19 protein-coding genes, 2 tRNA genes and 2 pseudogenes are annotated in these 17,067 nt (G+C 47.7%); 17 read left to right on the forward strand and 6 right to left on the reverse strand.

Annotation, left to right across the window (positions count from 1 at the left end; translation table 11 throughout):
- The first annotated feature begins 25 nt into the window (after positions 1-25).
- From era to nagZ, 5 genes and pseudogenes are all read left to right on the forward strand, one after another.
- Positions 26-919: a GTPase Era gene (era, locus tag BQ1619_RS01865; protein ID WP_231968622.1), complete on the forward strand. Its 894-nt coding sequence runs from the start codon at positions 26-28 to the stop codon at positions 917-919.
- A 6-nt stretch (positions 920-925) separates the two neighbouring features.
- The gene (gene recO, locus BQ1619_RS01870; protein WP_114661932.1) at positions 926-1,660 is read left to right on the forward strand and encodes a DNA repair protein RecO; all 735 of its coding nucleotides are present in this window, start codon (positions 926-928) and stop codon (positions 1,658-1,660) included.
- Between the two features lie 12 nt (positions 1,661-1,672).
- A pseudogene (locus tag BQ1619_RS01875) lies at positions 1,673-2,433 on the forward strand (pyridoxine 5'-phosphate synthase).
- A gap of 8 nt (positions 2,434-2,441) precedes the next feature.
- On the forward strand, positions 2,442-2,834 hold the full coding sequence (gene acpS, locus BQ1619_RS01880; RefSeq protein ID WP_114661934.1) for a holo-ACP synthase: 393 nt from the start codon (positions 2,442-2,444) through the stop codon (positions 2,832-2,834).
- Between the two features lie 59 nt (positions 2,835-2,893).
- Complete coding sequence (gene nagZ / locus BQ1619_RS01885) at positions 2,894-3,970, forward strand: beta-N-acetylhexosaminidase (protein WP_114661936.1); 1,077 nt, start codon at positions 2,894-2,896, stop codon at positions 3,968-3,970.
- 71 nt (positions 3,971-4,041) lie between these two features.
- Here nagZ and efp read toward each other — a convergent pair whose 3' ends face one another.
- Positions 4,042-4,602: an elongation factor P gene (gene efp / locus BQ1619_RS01890; RefSeq protein WP_114661938.1), complete on the reverse strand. Its 561-nt coding sequence runs from the start codon at positions 4,600-4,602 to the stop codon at positions 4,042-4,044.
- Between the two features lie 88 nt (positions 4,603-4,690).
- The gene (earP, locus tag BQ1619_RS01895) at positions 4,691-5,761 is read right to left on the reverse strand and encodes an elongation factor P maturation arginine rhamnosyltransferase EarP (protein ID WP_114661940.1); all 1,071 of its coding nucleotides are present in this window, start codon (positions 5,759-5,761) and stop codon (positions 4,691-4,693) included.
- Here earP and uvrC point away from each other — a divergent pair.
- From uvrC to BQ1619_RS01920, 5 genes are all read left to right on the forward strand, one after another.
- A complete protein-coding gene (uvrC, locus tag BQ1619_RS01900; protein ID WP_114661943.1) occupies positions 5,760-7,688 on the forward strand; it encodes an excinuclease ABC subunit UvrC in 1,929 nt (642 codons plus the stop codon). The genes earP and uvrC overlap by 2 nt on opposite strands.
- Before the next feature lie 33 nt (positions 7,689-7,721).
- Positions 7,722-8,297 carry a CDP-diacylglycerol--glycerol-3-phosphate 3-phosphatidyltransferase gene (gene pgsA / locus BQ1619_RS01905; RefSeq protein WP_114661945.1) on the forward strand — a complete coding sequence of 192 codons (576 nt, stop codon included), beginning with the start codon at positions 7,722-7,724 and terminating at the stop codon, positions 8,295-8,297.
- Positions 8,298-8,412: 115 nt separating this feature from the next.
- A tRNA-Gly gene (locus BQ1619_RS01910) sits at positions 8,413-8,488 on the forward strand.
- Between the two features lie 48 nt (positions 8,489-8,536).
- Positions 8,537-8,610 (forward strand) — tRNA-Cys (locus tag BQ1619_RS01915).
- Between the two features lie 137 nt (positions 8,611-8,747).
- Positions 8,748-9,152, forward strand: a complete 405-nt coding sequence (locus BQ1619_RS01920) for a hypothetical protein (RefSeq protein WP_231968434.1) — start codon at positions 8,748-8,750, stop codon at positions 9,150-9,152.
- A gap of 77 nt (positions 9,153-9,229) precedes the next feature.
- Here BQ1619_RS01920 and lexA read toward each other — a convergent pair whose 3' ends face one another.
- A complete protein-coding gene (gene lexA / locus BQ1619_RS01925; RefSeq protein ID WP_114661947.1) occupies positions 9,230-9,949 on the reverse strand; it encodes a transcriptional repressor LexA in 720 nt (239 codons plus the stop codon).
- A gap of 59 nt (positions 9,950-10,008) precedes the next feature.
- Between lexA and BQ1619_RS01930 the strand changes: the two genes are divergently transcribed.
- The 7 genes from BQ1619_RS01930 (at position 10,009) to dnaB (ending at position 14,127) form a co-directional block, all read left to right on the forward strand.
- Positions 10,009-10,860, forward strand: a complete 852-nt coding sequence (locus BQ1619_RS01930; RefSeq protein WP_197711821.1) for an asparaginase domain-containing protein — start codon at positions 10,009-10,011, stop codon at positions 10,858-10,860.
- Positions 10,749-11,042: an L-asparaginase family protein gene (locus BQ1619_RS10560; protein ID WP_415065862.1), complete on the forward strand. Its 294-nt coding sequence runs from the start codon at positions 10,749-10,751 to the stop codon at positions 11,040-11,042. The genes BQ1619_RS01930 and BQ1619_RS10560 overlap by 112 nt, the downstream gene beginning before the upstream one ends.
- A gap of 146 nt (positions 11,043-11,188) precedes the next feature.
- The gene (rpsF, locus tag BQ1619_RS01935; RefSeq protein ID WP_114661949.1) at positions 11,189-11,563 is read left to right on the forward strand and encodes a 30S ribosomal protein S6; all 375 of its coding nucleotides are present in this window, start codon (positions 11,189-11,191) and stop codon (positions 11,561-11,563) included.
- A 58-nt stretch (positions 11,564-11,621) separates the two neighbouring features.
- Positions 11,622-11,915, forward strand: coding sequence for a primosomal replication protein N (gene priB / locus BQ1619_RS01940; protein WP_114661950.1), 294 nt, complete (start codon positions 11,622-11,624; stop codon positions 11,913-11,915).
- A 13-nt stretch (positions 11,916-11,928) separates the two neighbouring features.
- A complete protein-coding gene (gene rpsR / locus BQ1619_RS01945) occupies positions 11,929-12,201 on the forward strand; it encodes a 30S ribosomal protein S18 (RefSeq protein ID WP_114661951.1) in 273 nt (90 codons plus the stop codon).
- A gap of 13 nt (positions 12,202-12,214) precedes the next feature.
- Positions 12,215-12,667: a 50S ribosomal protein L9 gene (gene rplI, locus BQ1619_RS01950; RefSeq protein ID WP_114661952.1), complete on the forward strand. Its 453-nt coding sequence runs from the start codon at positions 12,215-12,217 to the stop codon at positions 12,665-12,667.
- A gap of 20 nt (positions 12,668-12,687) precedes the next feature.
- Positions 12,688-14,127 carry a replicative DNA helicase gene (dnaB, locus tag BQ1619_RS01955; RefSeq protein ID WP_415065865.1) on the forward strand — a complete coding sequence of 480 codons (1,440 nt, stop codon included), beginning with the start codon at positions 12,688-12,690 and terminating at the stop codon, positions 14,125-14,127.
- 36 nt (positions 14,128-14,163) lie between these two features.
- Here dnaB and BQ1619_RS10160 read toward each other — a convergent pair whose 3' ends face one another.
- The 3 genes and pseudogenes from BQ1619_RS10160 to BQ1619_RS01970 all read right to left on the reverse strand — a co-directional run bounded on the left by BQ1619_RS10160 (position 14,164) and on the right by BQ1619_RS01970 (position 17,019).
- A complete protein-coding gene (locus BQ1619_RS10160) occupies positions 14,164-14,688 on the reverse strand; it encodes a C40 family peptidase (RefSeq protein WP_174222113.1) in 525 nt (174 codons plus the stop codon).
- Positions 14,689-16,317 (reverse strand): annotated as a pseudogene (locus BQ1619_RS01960) (PhoH family protein); the annotation flags it as partial. It lies immediately after the preceding gene.
- A gap of 234 nt (positions 16,318-16,551) precedes the next feature.
- Positions 16,552-17,019, reverse strand: coding sequence for a peroxiredoxin (locus BQ1619_RS01970; RefSeq protein ID WP_114661955.1), 468 nt, complete (start codon positions 17,017-17,019; stop codon positions 16,552-16,554).
- Positions 17,020-17,067 lie beyond the last annotated feature (48 nt).

Raw genomic sequence — 17,067 nt, forward strand, 5'->3', positions numbered from 1 at the left:
TATCGCCATTGTTGGTCGTCCAAACATGGGCAAGTCCACCTTATTGAATGCTTTAGTTGGACAAAAGATCAGCATCACATCGCGTAAAGCGCAAACCACACGTCACCGAATTCTGGGTGTTCAAAACCGTCCAGAAGCGCAATTTATTTTTATTGATACACCCGGATTTCAGACGCGTTTGATGAATACGCTGAATAAAGCATTGAATCGAACGGTGACTACGGCATTGCAAGATGTGAATGTTGCTTGCTTTGTAGTAGAGGCGGGTTATTTTGGCGAGGACGACAAAAAGGTATTAAAGCTGTTGCCGGATAACTTGCCGGTGGTGTTGGTGTTAAACAAGCTTGATGTTTTCAATAGTCGCTTTCAGACACCGTCAGAGCGTGATCAAGCCTTGCTCAATTTCATCAAAGAAATGGCCCAGCCTTGGTGTGCAATCGGCGGTCATGAGGATCAAACGTCCGAGTTTGCGGAAATTGTGCCGATGAGTGCGAAGAGCCCTGGCGATATTGAAAGGCTCTTAGATGTGCTGGAGGGATATTTGCCGGGAGGCGAGGCGATTTATGATGAGGATACTGTCACAGATCGTAGTGAGCGCTTCTTGGCTGCAGAAATTTTGCGAGAAAAAGTTTTTCGTTTTACCGGTGAAGAGTTGCCGTACACCTCAACTGTGGTGATTGATCAGTTCAAGATGGATGGCAAAATGCGCCGCATCTCCGCCACCATTTTGGTCGATCGTGATAGCCATAAAGCCATGATCATTGGTCAAAAAGGGGAACGTCTTAAAAAGATTTCAACCGATGCCCGCATCGACATGGAAAAGCTCTTTGATGGAAAAGTCTTTTTAGAGACTTGGGTCAAGGTGAAGCGTGGTTGGGCAGATGATCGCGCTGAATTGCGAGCACAAGGTCTGGAATAAAAACTCATGGCTTCGATTTGCATTGCTGACGAGCCTGCTTTTGTATTGCACAGTATTCCCTATAAAGAAACCAGTCTCATATTAGACGTCTTTACCAGACAGCATGGTCGCATGGCGTTGATCGCAAAAGGTGCAAAACGTCCACATTCAACACTACGCCCAGTCTTACAGCGCTTTCAGCCACTACTGGTTTCTTGGAGTGGTAAATCGGAATTGCGTACCTTAACTAAATCTGAGTGGGTGGGTGGGATGCCCTCATTGGTTGGTGATGCCTTGCTTTGTGGTTTCTATCTCAATGAATTATTGGTGAAATTTCTGGCGCGTGAGGATGAGCACGAGAAACTCTACGATCGTTATGCCGAGACAATTAATGCGTTATCGAATCTCGAATTTGAATCCAAGGGTTTAGAGGAAATTCTGCGTCCTTTCGAACTCTCGCTATTACAAGAGGCTGGCTATGCTGCTGCCCTAGATCGCTGCGTGGAAACCAACGATCTTCCAGACGCTGAAACGGAATATGTTTACCAGCCTGAGCGAGGGGTGCGTCCGGCGCAAGCTGATGATCCTGGGCATTGGCCTGTTCTGAAGGGCCAATCCTTGTTGGCGATTGCGGCAGGTGATTTTTCAGATCTGCAGACTCTTTCTGAGAGTAAGCAATTGATGCGTTTTCTATTGGGTTTGCATTTGCATGACCAAGTTTTAACGACACGTCAAATTTTGATAGATCTCAAGAAAATCTAGTAATCTATAGGCATGACAGCAAATTACCTTCTGGAGCTCGGTATCAATATTGATCACGTTGCTACATTACGCAATGTTCGGGGTACGGTTTATCCAGATCCGATCAAGGTAGCCCAATTGGCTGAAGAAGCTGAGGCTGATTTAATTACCTTGCATCTTCGTGAGGACCGACGCCATATTAAAGATGCGGATCTAATCGCGCTACGCCCATTGATCAAGACGCGCATGAATTTGGAGTGTGCGGTTACACCTGAAATGCTCATATTGCGTGTCAAGTGAAGCCACACGATGTGTGTTTAGTGCCTGAGAAGCGTGAAGAGGTGGCCACTGAGGGTGGCCTTGATGTTGTGGGCCATTTTGCGGCAGTGAAAGCGGCAACGGCACAGTAGCAAGAAGCCGGTATCAGGGTGTCCTTATTTATTGACCCGGAAGAAAAGCAAATTCAGGCGGCAAAGGATGTCGGTGCTACTGTAGTGGAATTGCATACCGGACGTTACGCCGATTTGGGGGGCGCTGAACAAGCGCAAGAGCTAGAGCGTATCCGTCAAGCGGCGAAGCTTGGAAAAAGTATTGGGCTTCGAGTCAATGCTGGCCATGGCTTGCATGAGGGTAACGTCGTGCCAATTGCGGCGATTGAGGAGCCATCCGAACTTAATATTGGCCATGTCATCGTGGCAGAAGCTCTCTTCAAGGGCTGGCAAAATGCCATCGAAGATATGAAAGCCTTGATGGCTCGAGGTCGTCATAAAGACCATATTCATCCATTGAAATAGAACGCCCGATGATTATTGGTATTGGCACAGATACATTGCAGATCGAGCGCTTACAAGCGGCCTACGATCGCACCCAGGGTCGATTAGCTGAGAGAATTCTTGGCCCCGATGAGATGAAGGTGTTTCAGCATCGTCTTGCCAGAAATCACAAGCGCGGTATGGCATTTTTAGCGACTCGATTTGCAGCCAAAGAAGCGTTTTCAAAAGCGATTGGTCTGGGCATGCGCATGCCGATGACCTGGCGTTCCTTGCAAACCTTGAATGAGCCTAGCGGAAAACCGATCACTACCTATTTGGGAGCCTTAGCGCAATTTATGAAGGAAAAAAACTGGGAAGCGCAGGTTACCGTAAGCGATGAACAAAATATGGCTATTGCGCATGTCATTGTTACGCAAAAGTAAATCACGGAATATTTTTAACCATTATTAAAACGCTCGATTACCGATATCCAGAGGAAAAGATGACTGTAGCCACCATGAAACCAGGCCCAATTATCTTGGACGTAATAGGTCAGACACTGAATGCAGAAGACCGTCGTCGTATCTTGCATCCACTGACTGGCGGTGCCATTTTGTTCGGTCGCAATTTTGCCAATCGCCAACAACTCACCAAATTAACATCCGATATCAAAAAGCTGCGCCCCGATGTCTTGATTTCGATTGATCACGAGGGTGGTCGAGTACAGCGTGCCAAGACCGGTGGCTTTACCCATTTACCTGCAATGCGCAAGCTAGGGGAGTTGTGGGGCGCAAAACATAAATCCACTCATGCGGCTGAGTCTGCTGCATTGGCTATGGCGGCAGCGACTGCCTGTGGATATGTGTTGGCTACAGAGTTGCGTGCGTGTGGGGTCGACTTTAGTTTTACGCCAGCACTGGATTTGGATTTCGGTCGCAGCGGTGTCATCGGTGATCGTTCATTTAGCCGTGATCCGCAAATCGTGTTTGCCCTTGCAAAGAGTTTGAACGAAGGTTTGCGACTGGGTGGCATGGCAAATTGCGGCAAGCATTTTCCAGGTCACGGCTGGGCTGAAGCAGATTCACATGCTGCCATTCCAGTCGATGAGCGTTCTTTAGCCGAAATCCTAAACGACGATGCCAAGCCCTATGAATGGTTAGATCTGAGTTTGGCAGCGGTGATGCCGGCGCACGTGATTTATCCCAAAGTCGATCAGAACCCAGCCGGCTTTTCTAAAATCTGGTTGCATTCGATCTTGCGTCAAGAACTAGGATTTGAGGGCGTGATTTTCAGTGATGATCTGTCGATGGAGGGTGCAAGTGTTGCTGGATCGGTAGTGAAAGGCGCCGAAATGGCTTTGGATGCAGGCTGCGATGCAGCGTTAATTTGTAATCGTCCTGATTTGGCAGATCAATTGCTCAGCAAGTTAACGGTTTCTAAGCAAAAACAAGCAGAGTCTGCTGTTCGATTAAATCGCCTCATGCCGAGCTCACCGGCGCTTTCGTGGAATGCGTTGCAAAAAGAGGCTGAGTATCAGCATGCGAAGGGCTTGCTGAAGCAGTTCAAGTTGATTGCATAAATTGAGCGCATAACCTAAACAAAAGAAAAAAGCCCGGCATGCCGGGCTTTTGCCTATTTGTAGCTGACTACTTAGTTAGCACGGCTACGATATTCGCCAGTACGAGTATCGATCTCAATCTTATCACCTGTGTTACAGAATAAAGGTACTTGCAATTCATAGCCGGTAGCCAATTTTGCTGTCTTCAATACTTTGCCTGAGCTCGTATCGCCTTTCACTGCAGGTTCTGTGTAAGTAATCTCGCGTACTAAGGAATTTGGCATCGCAACTGAGAGTGCTTTGCCTTCGTAGAACACTACTTCGCATGGCATGCCTTCTTCGAGGTAGTTCAAAGCATCGCCCATGTATTCGGATTCCACTTCATATTGGTTGTAATCACCATCCATGAAAACGTACATCGGATCAGCAAAGTAAGAATAAGTGCATTCTTTTTTATCCAGAATGACCACATCAAACTTGTCATCCGCTTTGTAAACACCTTCGTTGGGGGCGCTGGTTAACAAATTCTTAAATTTCATTTTCACAACGGAGGAGTTGCGACCTGAGCGGCTGTATTCGGCCTTTAAGACGACCATGGCATCAGCGCCAATCATCACTACGTTACCAACGCGGAGTTCTTGTGCTGTTTTCATATTTGCTATTCCTGGGAGCAGAATGCTTAATCTGCGGTTTTTATCAAAACCAAGATTGTAACCGCCTGTAAGGCACTTTAGCCGGGGTCTAGGACACAAACCGCAATAGACGGGTCACTAAGTCACCATCACCCTGATTTTGGAGTAATTGGGCGCGCCATTCTTTAGCATGCGTGCCCCATGGATCGAGGAGGTCTAGCCACTCGCTTGGCATGGCCCATGTCATCGCCGCAATGATCGCAAGCCGTAGCTCCTGAGAGGCATCCGCGAGATAAAGATCTAAAAATGCAGCCAATTTCACCTCATGTGCACGATCTTCTTGAGGGTAGATGTGCCAAATAAATGGCTTGCCAACCAATTGTGCTCGAATGAAAGAATCTTCGCCCCGCACAATATTGAAATCGCATTGCGATAACACCCAGTCGTAATGGTCTTGTGAGACAAACGGAATTGAAATCAATTGCACATTGTTCGGTATTTCAAATGGCTGTTCCCCATAAAGATGGAGATGCTCTGCATGGCCATGAGTGAGAATGACATCCACTTCAATACCCAAGTTGCCCAGGTCTAGCAACCATTTACGCAATGGCGCGCCGGGATAACAGAAAATGCTGATACGTTTCGCGCCTGCACGTAACTTAGACCATGCATCTTGTAGATCTACAGGAGTACGCTTGGCAATCGCTTCACCTACAGGTGGGACTGGGTCAATCAGAATTCCGCCAACATCTCGTTGAAATCCTGGAAAGAAAAAATACTTTGATATCCCATGGGATTGGGGGGAGGGCTTTGCATGAAAGTCTACGATCCAGGGCTCTGCGCTGAGATATTCAAGGTTAATGATGATGGGTTTTACGGATGCAATAAACAGTCCTGCAAGGTAGCGCTCTGGTAACTCACACCCAAAGGCCTCGATGACAACATCGGGTGTCCGTACAGGGTGTTTGGCATTGCTGTAGCTGGCCTCCCAGGGTTGTAAATCAATTTTCTGTTTAATTGCGGGATCAACACCAGAAGCGAGTAAATTGAGGGTGGGGAGATCGTCGCAAAAAATGCGCACCTCTTGGCCGTGAAGACTTGATAAGCTTCTCGCTAGACGCCAGCAAACACCGGCATCCCCATAGTTGTCTACGATTTGGCAGAAAATATCCCAACGCATGAGTAATTCGCTTTTTGAAACCCTTCAGCAGGATGTTAAACGGCTACCCGGATTGCCGGGGGTATATCGCTTTTTTGATGAAGCGGGAAATATTTTGTATGTGGGCAAAGCACGCAACCTTAAAAAGCGGGTATCCAGTTATTTTCAGAGTAAGCAACTATCGCCTCGAATCGCATTGATGGTGGGCAAAATTGCTCGTTATGAAATAACAGTAACACGGACCGAAACGGAAGCCCTTATTCTAGAGAATAATCTCATTAAAGAGTTGGCGCCACCATTTAATATTCTTTTTCGTGATGACAAGTCCTACCCTTATGTCATGCTCACCGGCCATGAATTTCCCCGCCTAGCCTCCTATCGTGGCAAGGTCGATAAACGAAACCAGTACTTTGGACCATTTCCGAATAGTTGGGCAGTGCGCAATAGCGTGCAGATATTACAAAAAGTCTTCCGCCTGAAAACATGCGAGGATTCCGTTTTTAAGAATCGTAGCCGTCCATGTTTGCTACATCAGATTCATCGCTGTAGCGCACCTTGTGTGGGGCGATTAAGTGCCCAGCAGTACGGGCAAGACGTGGCGCAGGCTACGCGGTTTTTGCAAGGAGATCACAGTCGCGTTCTCTCCGAACTGGAAAAGGAGATGCATGCGCATAGTGATGCTATGGAATTTGAAATGGCCGCAGTCTTGCGCGATCGAATTGCAGACTTGTCCAGCGTTTTACAACAGCAAGCGATGGATGTGGTTGCTGAAGGCGAAGGAGATGTCGATATTATTGCTGTCGCACAAATGGAGGGAATAGTTTGCGTTAACCTAGCCATGGTGCGTGGTGGACGACATTTTGGGGATCGAGCGTATTTTCCGAAAAGCTTACGCTCGGCCTCAGGTGAAATGCCTCCCCCCGCAGAAATTTTGGAGGCGTTTATTGCGCAACATTACTTGGAGGATGTCGATGAAAAACATGACGCAAGTGGTGGTGTAAGTGCGGTTGTCATTCCACCAGTCTTAGTCCTCAATCACTCTCTGCGTTCCGTAAGTGATGATGTTAGTGAATCAATAGAAGAAACCCCTGAAGATCTGCGCGATTTATTGAATGCGCAAGCAGGTAGAAAAATCACTTTCTTACACCAACCTCAGGGGCAACGTCGTCATTGGCTTGTCATGGCCGAAGGAAATGCGAAGATCGCCTTAACTAAACGCATTGTAGAAACTGGTGGGCAACTAGCCAGGGCGCGCGCCTTGGTGGATGTATTGGGCCTTGATCTGGAAGGGCTCGAGCATTTGCGCATTGAATGCTTTGATATTAGTCATACATCGGGAGAGGCAACCCAAGCCTCCTGTGTTGTCTACGCCAAAAATGCGATGCAGTCTGGAGAATATCGGCGTTTTAATATCAATGACATTACGCCAGGCGATGACTATGCCGCTATGCGACAGGTACTGCAAAGACGCTATGCCAATTTTCAGGAGCTTCCCCAAGAAAAAATGCCACACGTTATTTTGATTGATGGTGGTAAGGGCCAAGTCGAGATGGCAAGACAAGTGCTATCAGCGTTTCGGATGGATATAAGCCTCATTGTTGGCGTAGCCAAAGGTGAGGGGCGTAAAGTAGGCTTAGAAACCTTAATTTTTGCGGATGGCCGTAAGTCTCTCGAGCTAGGTATTGATAGCGCGGCACTATTGCTGGTGGCACAAATTCGTGATGAGGCGCACCGTTTTGCGATTACGGGGATGCGTGCCAAGCGTGCGAAAGCCAGAACGGTATCGCGTTTGGAGGAGATTGAGGGTATCGGCGCAAAACGGCGACAAAAGTTATTGGCCCGCTTTGGCGGTCTTAAAGGAGTAGCCAACGCTACTGTGGAAGAGATTGCCAGTGTAGAGGGCGTATCACTTACATTGGCTGAACAAATTTATCGCCAGCTTCACTAGTGTATTACTGACGATTTCGTTTATTCTTCATTCATGCCATTTAATCTACCGATTGCACTGACCTGGTTGCGTGTTGCCGCAATACCATTGCTGGTAGTGGTTTTTTATCTTCCTGCTGCTTGGTTTTCTCCGTTTGAAAAGAATGTCATCGCAGCCATCATTTTTGTTTCAGCAGCAATCACCGATTGGTTGGATGGATTTTTAGCGCGCCGCTTAAAGCAGGAATCTGCCTTTGGCCAATTTTTAGATCCGGTTGCGGACAAATTAATCGTGGCTGCTGCATTGCTTGTTCTGTTAAACATGGATCGTGTGCAGGTATGGGTTGCGCTAGTTATTATTGGTCGTGAGATTACGATCTCTGCCCTTAGAGAGTGGATGGCATTGTTGGGTGCAGGTAAAAGTGTTGCGGTACATATGGTGGGCAAACTCAAAACCACCGCACAATTGGTGGCCATTCCATTTTTATTAATTCATGACACGTTATTTGGCCGGCTAGATTGCTCGAGAGTCGGCACTTGGTTGATTTGGGTGGCAGCGTTTTTGACGCTTTGGTCGATGTTTTATTACTTAAAAAAGGCCTTACCGCAATTAGTCGGCAAAATCGACTAATTCGATTTATTTCCGTTCCGTAAGGCTCGCAGGGTGAGTTGATGGGTGAGAAAGTTCTGTTTCCTGCGGAATAATGCTTTCTTTTCGATTGTTTGTTAAACTATCGCCCTGTTACGCGGGAATAGCTCAGTTGGTAGAGCGCAACCTTGCCAAGGTTGAGGTCGCGAGTTCGAGCCTCGTTTCCCGCTCCAAATTCGATGGGAAGCCCTAAAAAGCTTCCCATCTTGGTTCTAGAGTTTGGCGCGTTGGCCGAGTGGTTAGGCAGGAGCCTGCAAAGCTTCGTACGGGGGTTCGATTCCCTCACGCGCCTCCAGTAATTTTGCTTGACGAAATAGGCCAAGACCTCAAATGTTTTTTGAGCACACAAGCAATGGACATTCATCCTTAATAGCAAAGATCACCAGTCACTCTCTTAAATTCGGCGCCCTTGTACTATCTCTAGCCGCTCTCTTGAGCGCATGCGTAAGCTCTAGCGATTCCCCAACAGGCACTCTACAAGAAGTGCAGAAGATTCAATCGCAACTGTTGGGCGATATGCCGTTACCAGCAGCTTCCAAAATTATTGGCGCGGATTCTCTGATTATTGGTCGTGGTGACAATTGGGTCGGTCGAGTTGTGTTGTCTGGAGTTCAGTCGCCAATCGATATTTATGCATTCTTTCAATCGGAATATCCACGCGCTGGTTGGACAACCGTCAGTTCCGTGAAAACAAAAACCAGTATTTTGGTTTTCACCAAGGGCGATCGTACTGCGACAGTGGAATTGAATGAAGGCTCGCTGACTGGACCCAAAACACTCATTACGATTACATCCTTACCTAAGAATGCAAACGTGGTTGCACCAAGCAAGAAGTAATTAAAAATATAAACACACAAATCAAAAGGCCTCCAATTGGAGGCCTTTTGATTTAATCGGCAAGTAATAGCTATGCGTTATAGTCTTTCAGCTCGAATTAAGCCAACCGCTTGCCCTTCAATTACAAAGTTTGGTTGACGTCTGTCAACCACAATATTTTTGAAATCTGGATTCTCTGCTTGTAGTTCCACGACTAAGCCATTGGCGGTTTTCTTTTKATGCCAGCGCTTCACTGTCACCTCATCGTCAAGGCGCGCAACCACAATGTCACCATTGCGAACTTCGGTTGTTTTTCTGACGGCCAAATAATCGCCATCCAAAATTCCGGCGTTACGCATACTCATGCCTTTTACTTTTAATAAGTAATCCGCACCTTTGCTAAATAAGCTTGGATCAATAGGCACTTGTTTCTCAATGTGCTCAACCGCCATGATGGGTGAGCCCGCAGCAACACGACCAATGAGGGGCAGTGTCAATTGTTGAAGCGCACCCGAGGGTAGCGATAGCTGTCGATATTGATTGGCGCGCTGCGTTTGATTGAAGCGTTGTGGAATGCGAATGCCGCGAGAAGTGCCGGGCGTTAATTCGATATAGCCTTTTTTTGCGAGTGCGCGCAAATGTTCTTCCGCTGCATTGGCAGAGGCAAATCCCAACTGGGCTGCAATTTCTGCGCGCGTGGGCGGTAAACCGCTCTCATCGATAGCTTTGGTAATCAAATCCAAAATCTCACTCTGACGGGCGGTGAGCTTGGGGAGGGTGGTCAACTCCTCGGAAAAATCAACTGTATTTATGTCCATACTGGGATTGTATACAGCACTTTTGGAGAATTCAAGTCATTTACAGGTGATAATGGGGCATGACAATCCAGAGCGCTTCTGAAATTACCTCTCATATCCTGGTTTTGGGGGTTGGCGGCACCATTGCGGGTGTAGCTAGAGACCCATCCAAGCCGTTTACCTACACTGCGGGGCAACTAGAGATCGGCGCTATTTTAGAGAAGTTGGGAGCAGGCTTACCAAGCTCGGTAAAACTGGTGTCACGGCAAATGGCCAATATTGACAGCGGGGATCTTAGTGAAGAACTACTAACCCAGATCGCCAATACAGTTATAGATGAGCTGCCGAATCCATTATTAAAAGGGATTGTGATTACCCACAGTACCGATACCGTTGAAGAAACGGGATTTTTTCTGGACAGCACTTGTGGCAAGCTTGCTGAAAAATTAGGCAAAAGGGTGGTCTTAACCGGTGCAATGCTGCCTTCCAATGCTGCGAGGGCGGATGGCCCGCAGAACCTCGCGGATGCCATCCAATGGGCTGACACTGCGCCTGAAAATTGCCCAGGTGGGGTATTTGCCGTTTTTGCTGGCAAGGTTTGCATGGCACGGGATTTGGCAAAGCGCCATACGAACACCTTCAATGCCCCGCTAATGGATTCACCATACTCCACAACCGGGTTGATTAACCCCTCATGGTTGTCACGTGTAAAAGCTGTCCAGTCTGCGTTGAGTGAAGATTTGCCAGTTCCACAGGGTGTTGGCCTTGGGTGGAGATTGTTACTAGCCATCCTAGCGCACGGCCGCAGTCTATCGATGCGTTGCTCGGAGCGGGTGTTGAGGGGTTGGTGCTGGCCGGCACAGGAATGGGCGGCGTTCATCAGTCATGGTTGGGGCCTCTCAAACAAGCGCAGATTCATGGTGTTGGCCTAGTTGGGGCATCCAGGACGGGGGCTGGCCTGACGGTAGCCATTTGGGATGGTTTGGACTCCGTGTCTGCAGGGGAGTTAAATCCGCCAAAAGCCAAAATTGCCCTTCAGCTAGCGCTGAATGCCGCAAAGAACCCCAAAGCAAATTCTAGATCCCTGACTTGGCAGGGTTTTTTGCTAGAATAGTGGTCTTGCCTGAATTTCGGTAAGGATTTAAAAAGTGTTGTGAGCAGTACCTACAATTTGTTACTACCTTGTCACACTGGCGCTAGTTTCCAAACCATCAGAAATTAGCAAGACGCCCAGGTGACTTTATCCTTAAGGAGTGTTTGATGCGTCATTATGAAATCGTCTTTATCGTCCATCCGGACCAAAGCGAGCAAGTGCCGGCGATGATCGATCGCTACAAAGCTATATTAGCAGCTGCGGGCGGCAAAATTCATCGTATTGAAGATTGGGGTCGTCGTCAGATGGCTTACATGATCGATAAGCTTGCCAAGGCCCACTACGTTTGCATGAACATTGAGTGCGACCAGAAAACTCTGGAAGAGCTCGAGCATGCGTTCAAATTTAACGATGCTGTTTTGCGTCACCTCATCATCAAAACTAAGAAAGCAGAAACTGAGCCTTCTATCATGATGAAAGAAGTGCAACGTGAGGAAGCGCGTAAATCTGCTCAAGCCGACGCTCCTGTAGCGGCGGAATAAGTTCGAAATTTGAAGGGGAATACACAGCTAGAGAACGTATCAGAGAAGCGGGGCGGCGTTGAATCATTTCACCCTCACTGCAATCTTGGTATCTAAAGACGCGATTCGATTTACACCAGCAGGAATACCGGTGATGCATTGTCAGCTTGAACACAGCGGACAAGTAAACGAGGTAGGAGTAGCTAGGAAAATTCAGATGAGTGTTGAAGCCATTGCAATCGGTCCAATACAACGGGATCTCGACAAGATGGATTTAGGAGCCGAGGCGGTGTTTGAAGGATTCTTAGCACCGAAGACTCTACGTAATCAAAGACTGGTTTTCCACATTAACCATATTCAATTAAAAATTTAAAGAGGAAATCATCATGGCGTTTGGAAAGAAACCAGATTTCAAAAAGAAACCCGCTCAGAATTCATTGTTCAAGCGTAAGCGTTATTGCCGTTTCACTGTTGCTGGCGTAGAACAGATCGACTACAAAGATGTAGACACATTGAAGGACTTTATTGGCGAAAACGCCAAGATCACTCCTGCTCGTTTGACAGGCACAAAAGCGAAATACCAGCGTCAGTTAGACACTGCTATCAAGCGTGCTCGTTTCTTGGCTTTGTTGCCATTCTCAGATCAACACAGAAAATAATTGGGAGCCCTCAATGCAAATCATTCTTTTAGAAAAAGTAACAAACTTGGGCAATCTCGGTGACGTCGTTCGCGTTAAAGACGGTTTCGCTCGTAACTTCTTAATCCCACAACGTAAAGCGCGTCGTGCAACTGAAGCAGCGATTGCTGACTTTGCAGCGCGTCGTGCTGAGTTGGAAAAATTGGCTGCTGAAAAATTGGCTGCTGCTGAAGCAGTTGGCGTCAAGCTTAAAGATTTGGTCCTTGAGGCCAATCAAAAAGCTGGCGTTGACGGTCGCTTGTTTGGTTCTGTAACCAATCATGACATCGCGGACGCATTGAAAGGTAAAGGTTTCACAATTGAGAAGGCTTCTATCCGTATGCCAACTGGCCCATTGAAAATGGTTGGTGATCATCCAGTGGCGGTTGTTGTACATACCGACGTCGTGGTTGACATCACAATTCGTGTGGTTGGCGAACAATCTTAGTTCGCCTGTAAACTAGCCTCATGGCTGAATCCCGTTCACGTTCCGTTACGCTGAATCCCGGCATGGCGGGTTCTGGGGATGCGGTCGTGCAGGCTCTAAAAGTTCCTCCCCATTCTGTAGAAGCCGAGCAATCCTTGCTCGGTGGTCTACTGATCGATAACTCAGCTTGGGACAACCTTGGCGGAGTTCTCAACAACAAAGATTTCTATCGCCCTGAGCATGCATTGATCTACAAGGTTATTGCGCGCCTCATAAGCGACAATCATCCTGCTGATGTCATTACTGTGTATGACGCAGTGAGGTCAGAGCAGGGTGGCGACTTAGTCAGCGTTGACTATCTCAATTCCTTAGCACAAAACACACCGAGCGCAGCCAATATCAAGGGCTATGCGGATATCGTGCGCGACCGCAGTATTTTGCGTCGCCTGATTGAGGTATCGGACAGTATTGTGAGCTCGGCATTTGTGCCTGAGGGTCGTACGGTTCGCACGCTTCTGGATGAGGCTGAGACTCGCATCTTGCAAATTGGTGAAGATGGCAGTCGTAAGGCCGATTACCTCGAAATCGAGCCCCTATTGCGCTCTGTAGTCGCCAGAATTGACGAGTTGTATAACCGCCAAGGCGGTAGCGACATTACTGGGATAGCTACAGGGTTTATTGATCTCGATAAACAAACCAGTGGTCTGCAAAAAGGTGACTTAGTGATTGTTGCTGGGAGACCCTCGATGGGCAAGACAGCCTTCGCACTCAATATCGCTGAGAACGTAGCGCTCGCTGAAGGTTTGCCGGTTGTGGTGTTCTCTATGGAGATGTCCGGTGAGCAATTGGCGGCACGTTTGTTGGGATCGGTTGGGCGCGTCGATCAGAGTCGTATGCGTACCGGTAAGTTGCAAGACGATGAGTGGCCACGGGTAACGGATGCCATTGCTCGCCTTAGTAATACGCAAATCCTCATTGATGAAACCGGTTCATTATCGAGTCTCGAGTTGCGTGCACGCGCACGTCGTATTGCCAGAAACTTTGGTGGCACACTTGGTCTAGTGGTGATTGATTACTTACAGTTGATGAGTGGCTCAGGTTCTGAGAATCGTGCTACCGAAATTTCTGAAATCTCCCGTTCATTGAAGTCACTTGCCAAAGAACTGCAATGTCCAGTCGTGGCGCTCTCGCAGTTAAACCGCGGTCTTGAACAACGTCCCAATAAGCGACCCATCATGTCCGATCTTCGTGAGTCGGGCGCGATTGAGCAAGATGCTGACTTGATCATGTTTATCTATCGTGATGAGGTCTATCACCCAGACACCACTACTGATAAGGGCGTGGCTGAGATCATCATTGGTAAGCAGCGTAATGGCCCTATTGGAACGGTTCGCTTGAGCTGGCAAGGCCCCTATACCAAGTTTGATAACTTGGCTTTGGGCTCAATCGGTTATTCCTCAGGCGGCTACGAGCCGTTCTAAAAAACTTCTATTACAAATTGGTATTACTGAGGCGCTTCACTTCGCTATACGCCTTGCTTCAGTGAATTTTGCTGCCCAATAGGGCGATGTAATGTAGTCGAGTCGCACGGTACCGCCTGCACTAGGTGTGTGTACGAAGCGACCTTGACCAACATAAATTCCGACATGGGAATACTTTTCACCCGTGGTATTAAAAAAGACAAGATCGCCTGACGCTGGTGGTTGGTTATCAATGCTTCTGCCCTGCGTGCTCATCTGTTGAATGGTCCGAGGTAATTTAATACCAGCTGCTTTGTTATAAACATACACAATCAGACCACTGCAATCAAAGCCACCTTTGGGGGTATTTCCGCCATAGAGATAAGGCACATCGACCAATCCTACGGCAGCAATCGAAATATCTTCGGTTCCAACGCTGATATCTTGCTGAAACTGCGCAACCTTGGAGGGCCCTGACTTGCTGTTAAAGATGGAGCAGCCTGATAACAGGTAGACACAAATAAAAATGCCGCACCCAACAAGAGTGCAGCATGAGAAGGTTTGTTTAGAGTGCGTCGGCACATGATCCGCAAGACGAGAGCGCTCACCCCGCGCTAGCGTTACGTGACCACTGTGACGCCAACCCTTAAAGCGATCTACTACATACGTTAAACCAGAAGAGCCTTCGGTTAAGTAGGGTGTATCGATCTGCGCGATGTTGCCTAAACAGACGATCTTAGTGCCGAGGCCAGCGCGAGTCACTAAGGTTTTCATTTGTTTTGGCGTGAGGTTTTGCGCTTCATCAATGATGACAAATTTGCTAACAAAAGTTCTGCCGCGCATGAAGTTCATGCTCTTAACTTTAATGCGGGAGCGAATGAGCTCTTGAGTGGCAGCTCGACCCCATTCACCAGCAGCATCATTGCGTTGGAGTACTTCGAGGTTGTCGTCAAAAGCGCCCATCCAAGGCTGCATCTTTTCTTCTTCTGTTCCTGGTAGGAAGCCAATATCTTCACCCACCGGCACTGTGGCACGAGTAATGATGATTTCGTTATAACGCTTGCTGTCCAAAACTTGTTCTAGTCCAGCGGCTAAGGCCAGAAGGGTTTTACCAGTACCGGCTTGACCCAATAGAGTCACAAAATCGACATCTGGGTTCATGAGCAGGTTCATAGCAAAATTTTGCTCACAATTACGCGCAGTCACACTCCAAACATTGTTCTTTTGGTGTGAGAAATCCCGTAAAGTTTGCAAAAGAGCAGTCTTGCCATTGATTTCTTTCACCTGAGCATAGAACGGTGTTGAGCCATCAGGATTTTCTTGAAACACAAATTGATTGATCAGCATGCTGGGCACTGTGGGGCCAGTGACTCGGTAAAACATGGTTCCAGATTTAGAGTCATCCCAGCTCTCCATATCCTTGCCATGCTTTGGCCAAAAGTCTGCAGGCAGTGACATCACACCTGAATACATTAAGTCACGGTCTTCTAGGACCTGGTCATTGAAATAATCTTCTGCAGGCAAGCCTAAGGCGCGCGCTTTAATGCGCATGTTGATATCTTTGGATACCAATACAACCTCTTGGCCATTGCGCGTTTTTTGCAGTTCGCTAACCACTGCCAAAATGAGGTTATCACCTTTGCCTTCAGGCAAACCTTCAGGCAACGCTTTAGTAGAGAGTTTGGTCTGGAAATACAGGCGGCCCGATACATCTTGGTTGCCAAGTTTATTTAAGGGGATGCCGTCATCCAATGTGCCGCTGGTGCCAGCAATCAATTGATCCAGCGAGCGGCTTACCGTACGGGCATTGCGCGCAACTTCAGTCATGCCTTTCTTGTGATTATCCAGCTCTTCCAGCGTGGTCATTGGGAGGTACAAATCGTGCTCTGAGAAGCGAAATAAGGAGCTTGGGTCATGCATTAAGACGTTGGTGTCCAATACAAACAAGCTAGGAGGGCCAGTACGCACTACCCGCTTTGGTTTTGCTGGTGCGGTAGCTTTACCTTCATTGCGCATTGAACTGCGATCCGATTTTATTTTTTCAAGAGCAATTTCCGCTGCGGATAAATCTTCCTCAGCATCATTTACCCAATCTGCACTTTTAACCACCACTGGTTTTGCTGGAGCTGGGCGTTTTTTTAAGTCATGAGTATCTTTGCGACTTAGCTTCACTTGATCAGCAATTTGAGTTGGGATGGGTGGCAATGGCATGCAGACTCTCCTAAAAGAAAAAACCGTCAAGCGTAGTGCAGTGACGGTTTATTGTGAAACGGGTTGCAAGGGCTTCCAAAAATCGGCGGGGGTTGTTCTCCAAACCTGCTCTGAGATCTTTCAGGTTTTTGATTTAAAGGATTGTCAGACTTCCCCGTCGCTTACGGTGCATGGATTCACTTTACCCCAAATTTTGGGGTTTGCAAGCACCTTGGAATAAATTGTTGTAAAAAATTACTTAGTAGCTTGGGCAGCTTGTAATGCCTCTGTCACATGGCCTGGAACCTTTAGGCCGCGCCACTCTTTTGCCAGCTTGCCAGTCGAGTCAAACAGAAAGGTGCTGCGCTCAATGCCGCGGACCTGCTTGCCGTACATATTCTTCATTTTGATGACGTCAAAGAGCCGGCAAAGCTTTTCTTCTGTATCGGCTACAAGCTCAAACGGTAGGCCCAATTTGCTGCGGAAATTGTCGTGTGACTTGAGGCTATCGCGAGAGACGCCAACAACTAAGGTGTTTGTTTTTGTAAACGCATCAATATTATCCCGAAATTCACCAGACTCGGCTGTGCAACCAGGCGTCATATCTTTAGGGTAAAAGTACAAAACCAGTTTTTTTCCTTTAGTAGACGCAGGTGAAAACGTGAGGCCCGATGTCGCTGGAATAGCGCATGCTGGAATAGGTTGGCCGATGGCTATTGTCATGATGGTTCCTTTAAGTGTGCCTCTGTAATGTGTATTTCGTTTATTCTG

Origin of the sequence: Polynucleobacter necessarius, assembly GCF_900095195.1 — a bacterium.
Lineage (GTDB): Bacteria > Pseudomonadota > Gammaproteobacteria > Burkholderiales > Burkholderiaceae > Polynucleobacter > Polynucleobacter necessarius_G.